The sequence below is a fragment of the Mycobacterium sp. genome, from assembly GCF_044370595.1.
Classification (GTDB): Bacteria; Actinomycetota; Actinomycetes; order Mycobacteriales; family Mycobacteriaceae; genus Mycobacterium.
Genome location: NZ_JBILVF010000178.1, coordinates 1 through 6,404, shown reverse-complemented (window position 1 = coordinate 6,404; position 6,404 = coordinate 1). Strand labels below are relative to the sequence as shown.

Annotated in this window: 6 protein-coding genes and 1 pseudogene; 2 read left to right on the top strand and 5 right to left on the bottom strand. The window is 67.0% G+C overall.

Going from position 1 to position 6,404, the window contains the following annotated elements; all coding sequences use genetic code 11:
* A pseudogene (locus tag ADBZ5N_RS16655) lies at positions 1 to 217 on the top strand (hypothetical protein); the annotation flags it as partial.
* A 27-nt stretch (positions 218 to 244) separates the two neighbouring features.
* Here ADBZ5N_RS16655 and ADBZ5N_RS16650 read toward each other — a convergent pair.
* Both ADBZ5N_RS16650 and ADBZ5N_RS16645 read right to left on the bottom strand, forming a co-directional pair.
* On the bottom strand, positions 245 to 937 hold the full coding sequence (locus ADBZ5N_RS16650) for a CPBP family intramembrane glutamic endopeptidase (protein WP_526259311.1): 693 nt from the start codon (positions 935 to 937) through the stop codon (positions 245 to 247).
* Positions 938 to 1,010: 73 nt separating this feature from the next.
* Complete coding sequence (locus ADBZ5N_RS16645; RefSeq protein ID WP_526259309.1) at positions 1,011 to 1,532, bottom strand: gamma carbonic anhydrase family protein; 522 nt, start codon at positions 1,530 to 1,532, stop codon at positions 1,011 to 1,013.
* A gap of 163 nt (positions 1,533 to 1,695) precedes the next feature.
* On the opposite strand from ADBZ5N_RS16645, the gene ADBZ5N_RS16640 reads away from it, so the two are divergent.
* On the top strand, positions 1,696 to 2,556 hold the full coding sequence (locus ADBZ5N_RS16640) for a fasciclin domain-containing protein (RefSeq protein ID WP_526259307.1): 861 nt from the start codon (positions 1,696 to 1,698) through the stop codon (positions 2,554 to 2,556).
* 20 nt (positions 2,557 to 2,576) lie between these two features.
* Here the strand turns inward: ADBZ5N_RS16640 and ADBZ5N_RS16635 are convergent, their stop codons facing one another.
* The 3 genes from ADBZ5N_RS16635 to ADBZ5N_RS16625 form a co-directional block, all read right to left on the bottom strand.
* Positions 2,577 to 3,374 carry an enoyl-CoA hydratase/isomerase family protein gene (locus tag ADBZ5N_RS16635; protein ID WP_526259305.1) on the bottom strand — a complete coding sequence of 266 codons (798 nt, stop codon included), beginning with the start codon at positions 3,372 to 3,374 and terminating at the stop codon, positions 2,577 to 2,579.
* A gap of 2 nt (positions 3,375 to 3,376) precedes the next feature.
* Complete coding sequence (locus tag ADBZ5N_RS16630) at positions 3,377 to 4,522, bottom strand: thiolase family protein (RefSeq protein ID WP_526259303.1); 1,146 nt, start codon at positions 4,520 to 4,522, stop codon at positions 3,377 to 3,379.
* Positions 4,523 to 4,599: 77 nt separating this feature from the next.
* On the bottom strand, positions 4,600 to 6,339 hold the full coding sequence (locus tag ADBZ5N_RS16625; RefSeq protein WP_526259301.1) for a DUF3556 domain-containing protein: 1,740 nt from the start codon (positions 6,337 to 6,339) through the stop codon (positions 4,600 to 4,602).
* Positions 6,340 to 6,404: the final 65 nt, after the last annotated feature.

Here is a 6,404-nt window from a genome sequence, read left to right as displayed (position 1 = left end):
GGGGTTCTTCCAGGTGGCCGGCAACAAAGAGTTCATGACCCGTGGCCGCCAGTCCGCCGACGAGGTCGCCGAGTTCGGCCTGCGCGCCTTCTTCGATGGCAGCGCCCCCAGCGTCGTCCCCGGGGTGAAGAACAAACTAGCCGCAACGGGGTACCGATTCCTCCCGCGCGCCGCGATGGCTCGATTCGCGGGTGCCAGGGTGCAGGCGGAGAACTAATCCCTCTCCCCTGCGCCAGGCCGACGTTTACAACCCGAAGATCGGCGGCAGCGCCACAACCATGATCAGGCCCCACACCATGTGGGTCAGCACTGGCGCCAGCACCCCGCCAGTGGCGCGACGCTGCAGTCCGCACACCGTCCCCAGGATCAGCGCTGCGAAGCCGAGCATCGGATTGCCGGTGGCCGAGGTGGCGACGGCGTAGAGCAGGGTAGAGATCGCCACCGGATAGAACCGGCCCAGTGCGGTGTACAGCGCGCCGCGGAAGAACAGTTCCTCAGCGACACCGTTGACCAACGCAATCAGCACGATCAGCAGCAACGGCCCGTGGTTGGTGTACTCCAACACCCGGGTGATCCGCTCAGCGATCGGCGCGATGTTGCGGACCACCAGGCCGCCCAGGAGAAATACGCCGCCGAGGACGAGGCCCGTCACGATTCCGGTGACGACCGGGCGGGTGGCATGGTCATGCCAGGCGGTGCGTCCCAGGTGCAGCGGTCCGGACAGCAACGAGCCCACCGTCCATACCGCCGCCAGCGAGAACGTCAGCCAATAAAACGATGCGGCCCCGGGCGGCTGGTGCAGTGAGTAGGCCATCAGCAGCGCTCCGGCCACCAGGACCACGAATACGACGACTCGCCGGCGGCGCACTACCGACGGCCACTCGTCGTGCGGCACAGCCTCGTTGGTGGCAGCCGCGCGGAGCAGGGTGATACGCATTGCTCTCACGGTACGAAAAATTCCTGTATGAAACGATGACGCATCTGTTACGTCGGCTTCTGACTTCATCACCTCAGGTCGCATCGCGGTGCAGGTCAATGAGCCCGACGTACACCTCGGCGTTGTGCCGATTGTGCGCCAACTCCGCGTCGCTCAGTTCCCGTCGGACTTTGCCCGGCACCCCGGCCACCAGGGAACGCGGCGGAATGACGATGCCCTGGGGTACCAGCGCACCGGCTGCCACCAGGGATCCGGCCCCGATCACCGCCCCGTTGAGGACGATCGCACCCATCCCGATCAGCGCCCCGTCCTCGACGGTGCAGCCGTGCAGCACCGCGTTGTGCCCGACGCTGACCCCGGCGCCCACCCGGACGGGATACTCGGGGTCGACGTGGATCGTCACCCCGTCCTGGATGTTGGTTCCGGTGCCGATGTCGATCGGTTCGGCCTCGGCCCGCAACGTCGCGGAATACCAAACACTCACCCGCGCCGCCAGCCGGACCTGCCCGATCAGACCGGCGTTGGGCGCCACCCACGCCTCGGGGTCCACCTGGGGGGAACGACCACGGATGGGCACGATCAGCGGCTCGACCATGGCGGCCATGGTAGGCAGATGGCTCGGCGATCGCGCCCGACGGGCCGTTGTGGCCCAGGTCACGCAGTTTTGGGTAACGGAACAGGCCGCCATTACGATCCCACAGTCGTTGCGGTCGTCTTATTCAAGGTGAACCGTGTGACGAGAACCAGGAGAATCGCCCGTGAGCACTCGCACCAAGTCCCTCGGCGTTGCCGCGGCGTTCGCCGCGCTGGTCGTCGCTGTGCCGACCACCTTCCAGGCCTACGCCGAACCGACCCCGTCGCCGGCGCCGTCACCGGCCCCCGCCCCTGCCCCTGCCAGCCCCACGGTGCCCGTGCCGACCTCAACCAAGGTGCCCGACCCCCAGGGGCCCGGTTGCGATGCCTACCGCAGCAAGCACCCGGCCGGCAGCCCCGGCTCGATCGAGTCGATGGCGCTCCAGATCGGCTCGCAAGCTCTGGCCAGCAACCCGGAACTGAGCACCTTCAGCGACGCCATCTCGGGCAAGCTCAACCCCGCCATCAACATCGTCAACGTGCTCGACGGCGGGCCCTACGTGGTCTTCGCCCCGACCAACGCGGCCTTCGCCAAACTCGATGCCGCCACGCTGAACACCCTCAAGACCGACCCGGTGGTGCTGCTGCCGACGCTCTTCTACCACATGGTGCTGGGCTACCTCGGGCCCAATGACGTGCAGGGCAAGATGCCCACTCAGGACGGCCGATCGGTGACCGTCGTCGGTAAGGGCGGCGAGATCAAGGTCAACGATGTGCGAGTGACCTGCGCGTACACCGCGCGGGGGGCCTACATCTACATGATCGACGAGGTGCTGACGCCGCCGGCGCCGGCCGCCGAAGCGACTACGTCGACCACCGCGACGACCACCACCAGCCCCACGTCGGCGACGCCGACGACCACGGCCACCCCGTCAACCACTGCAGCGCCGTCGACCACTGCGGCGCCGTCTTCGGCCACGCCGACGGAGACCCCGTCGAGTGCCGCCTCAGCGACGCCGACGACGACCACGAAGGCGCCGGCCTAACCCTCCCGACGGCGGCGCGCCTAGCGCGCCTTCCAGACCGGCGCGCGCTTCTGGGCGAACGCCATCGGACCCTCCATGGCGTCCTCGGAAGTGAACACTGCCCGCATTTCGCGGTTGGACCGCTTCCAGGCGTCTGCCTCGCCGGGGATGGCGGCGTGATCGGCGCCCGCCGCGACCCGCTTGCTGGCCTGTACGGCCAGCGGCGCGTTGACCGTGATCCGATCTGCCAGCGCCAGCGCGGCATCGAGCACGGCGCCGTCCGGCACGACCTGGTTGATCAGGCCCCATCGGGCGGCGTCCTCAGCGCTGATCGGGTCGCCGGTGACCAACAGTTGCATGGCCACCTTGCGCGGCAGCTGATCGACGATACGGAACATCCCACCGGCGGCAGCGATCAGGCCGCGTTTGACCTCCGGAAGCCCGAACTGCGCACTGGCCTGCGCCACGACGAGGTCGCTGGCCAGCGCCAGTTCGGTACCACCGCCCAGTGCGGTGCCGTTGACCGCGGCGATCACCGGCTTGTCGATGAAGTGCTGCACGAAGCCGGCGAAACCCCACTCCGGGTGATCAGGGTGGAAGATGTTTTCCCCGCGGGAGATCGCTTTGAGGTCGGCGCCGGCGCAGAACGACTTGTCGCCCGCGCCGGTGATGACCACGGCCCAGATCTCGGCATTGTCCTGCGCCTGCTGCAGCGCATCACCGACGCCGATGCTGACCGCCTGGTTGACGGCGTTGCGCGCCTCCGGGCGGTTGATGGTGACGACCAGGGTGTTGCCCCGGCGCTCGGTCAGAGCGCCGGGGGCGGCGTTGTCCGTCATCGCTACAGCAGCTCGAGGATCGTCGCGTTTGCCTGACCGCCGCCTTCGCACATGGTTTGCAGGCCGTACCGAATGTTGTTGTCCCGCATGTGATAGAGCATGGTGGTCATGATTCGGGCTCCCGAGCCGCCGAGTGGGTGGCCCAGCGCGATCGCGCCGCCGTTGGGGTTGAGCTTCTTGTCGTCGGCGCCGATCTCCTTGAGCCAGGCCATCGGGACCGGGGCGAAGGCCTCGTTGACCTCGAAGACCCCGATGTCGGACAGGCTCAGCCCGGAGCGCTTCAGCGCTTTCTGGGTAGCCGGGATCGGGGCGGACAGCATCATCACCGGGTCGGCACCGGCCAGCACGGCGGTGTGGACCTTAGCGATCGGCGTGAGCCCCAACGACTTCGCCATCTCGTCGGACATGAACAGCAGCGCCGCCGAACCGTCGGAAATCTGCGAAGAGTTACCCGCATGAATCACCCCCTCCTCGGAGAAGGCAGGCTTGAGTTGGGCCATCTTCTCCAGCGTGGTGCCGCGGCGAATGCCCTCGTCCTTGAGCACCACATTGCCGTCCTGATCCTTGATGCCGACGATCTGGTCGTCGAAGGCGCCGGAATCCTGTGCCGCGGCGGCTTTCTCGTGCGAGTCCAGCGAGAACTGGTCGAGCATGGTGCGGCTGAGCTCCCACCTCGTGGCCATCATCTCCGCGCCGATGCCCTGGTTGGGGGTGCGGTCATAGCGGGCCTTGAACCGGGCCGGGTAGGGGTGTCCGCCGCTGGCCAGCGAGGCGCCCATCGGGGTCCGCGACATCGACTCCACCCCACCGGCGATCACCGCGTCGTAGTGACCGGCCACCACACCGGCGGCGGCGAAGTGCACCGACTGCTGGCTGGACCCGCACTGCCGGTCCACCGTCACACCCGGGATGGTCTCCGGCCAACCGGCCGTCAGCACCGCGGTGCGGGCGATGTCGAGGGCCTGCTCCCCGGCCTGCATGACGCAGCCCCAGATGACGTCGTCGATGACCTCGGGGTCGAATCCGGCCCGCTCGGCCAGACCGGCCAGCACCTGGGCCGACAGTTCCGCCGGGTGCACACCGGACAGTCCGCCGTTGCGCTTACCGACCGCCGAGCGCACAGCCTCGACGATTACCGCTTCCGCCATCTACGTCTCCTTCAGGGATCTAGGGTTCCACCCATGATTCTCGCCCCAACCAACCGTTTGGTCAAAGGGGTCTGCGGCTACCGCTGCTGTTTCTCCACGTGAACCGGCACGTCGTCGTCCCACGGCTGGCGGACGACCATGTCGGCAACCTCGACGTAGCCGCGCTCGAACTCCCCGGTGGCCGCGTCGATCAGCCGGTAGTGCTGGGTCTGCCGGTGGATGGGTTGCGCGTCGAGCACCACCACCCGCACCTCCCCCGGTTGGAAGTGACAGCGCCGCTGCAGCGCGGCGATCAACTGCTCGTTGTGCAGGTGCCCGTCGCCGAAATTCCAGCCCATCGCCATGCTGCAGATCCGCTCACCGTCGGTCACCGAGTACGCATCCTCGTTGCCGCCGTCGCTGCCGTCAGCCATCGCCCGGTTCGCCAGGGTGAACAGCGCCTTGCCGTGGGTGTTGAAGCCGCGGAAGGCGTACCCCATGTAGATGGGAATCTGGGCGGCCTCCTTGCTGCCGTAGAACTTCTCCAGCTGCGCGGCCGGCATGTTGGCGATCGCCACGATCCCGTCGGCGATCTTGGCTTCCGCCGAGGGCTTGATGCACCACAGGGAGGTGTCCCAGTTGCCCGCGTAATAGCGCATCCCGGGCAGGAAGGAGATCTTGCGCGGCGCTAGGTTTCCCGCGATGACGATTCCGGCCATCACCGCGAACAAGATCACCGGCCAGGGGTTGGTCATATCGGGCAGACCGATGTCGGCATGCCCGACGAACAACGCCAGGACGCAGAAGATCATGAAGACGTTCCACTCCAGCGGCACGCCCATCGGGATGGCCGACAGGATGCCGAGATGGAAGGTGATCATGACGAATGCCGCGATCGCCGTCGGCCAACCGCCGTGGGAGAACAGCAGCACCAATGGCACCAGCCCTTCGATGGCGGTGCTGACATGCGCCACAACCCGGGAGAGCCGACCAGGTCGGAGATCATCCGGGAAGTGCTCGAAGAAGGCCCTCTTGAGCGCGCGCGGGCGCACCACCGGACTGTTGGACATCATCGTGGAAATCACGAACGGGAAATGTCTGGTCAGCTTTGAGGTGGCGGCCCCCATCCAGATCACCACACAGGCCAACTTGGCGGCGATGATGACGTTGGCGCCGCCGAACAGGAAGGCCGCGACGAACGGGGCGTACACCTCACCGCGGGCGGCCAGGAAAAGGGTCTTGTCACGGACGCCCGCCAGCGCCAGCAGCACCAGCACTGCCCAGGACTGCCAGGCCGGCAGCAGACCCACCTCGGTGCCCAGCGCAGGAATCGGGCCGGTGCCGTCGGAGAGCAGTGCCACGATGAGCACTACCAGCAGTGCGCCGTAGAGAGCGACGTCGATCGGGTCGCGGTTGTCACCCTTGGTGAAGGGCACCCGCTTCGGCCACGGTGGCAGCCGAATGGTGTTGGGCCGCAACCAGTACAGGATCGAGCCCATCGGCGGGTAGAACCGGTTGTTCAGCGGACCGAAACCGCAGCCGAGGCCGATGACCTCGAAGAGGATGGTGAACAGCACCACCTTCTGGAAGACGATCGGCTCGGTCCACCAGGATCCGATGTTGCTCCACCCGTCGATGCCCTTGGTCGCCAAGGCGAACAGCGCGGCCACCAGGATGTAGAGGCCGATCTTGACGACGTAGAACAGGTGCAGTACCACCGGGGTACCGAAGCCGACCTCGGCCCAGTGCTTGGCCATCGGCCGGATCTTCTCCGAACGGGTGCCCTTGCTCCACTCGGCGAAGTCGATGACGGGCACTTCCTGTTTGAGAAACCCCATCGCCCTTTGTATCCCCTTCCCAGCCCTCCCAGCCCCCTTCTGACCGCGAGCAGACACAAAGTCGC

Excerpts from the sequence above, each read along its gene's own strand:
- ADBZ5N_RS16635 (WP_526259305.1), bottom strand. The coding sequence starts at position 3,374 with ATGACGGACAACGCCGCCCCCGGCGCTCTGACCGAGCGCCGGGGCAAC.
- ADBZ5N_RS16645 (WP_526259309.1), bottom strand. The coding sequence starts at position 1,532 with ATGGTCGAGCCGCTGATCGTGCCCATCCGTGGTCGTTCCCCCCAGGTG.
- ADBZ5N_RS16630 (WP_526259303.1), bottom strand. The coding sequence starts at position 4,522 with ATGGCGGAAGCGGTAATCGTCGAGGCTGTGCGCTCGGCGGTCGGTAAG.
- ADBZ5N_RS16625 (WP_526259301.1), bottom strand. The coding sequence starts at position 6,339 with ATGGGGTTTCTCAAACAGGAAGTGCCCGTCATCGACTTCGCCGAGTGG.
- ADBZ5N_RS16650 (WP_526259311.1), bottom strand. The coding sequence starts at position 937 with ATGCGTATCACCCTGCTCCGCGCGGCTGCCACCAACGAGGCTGTGCCG.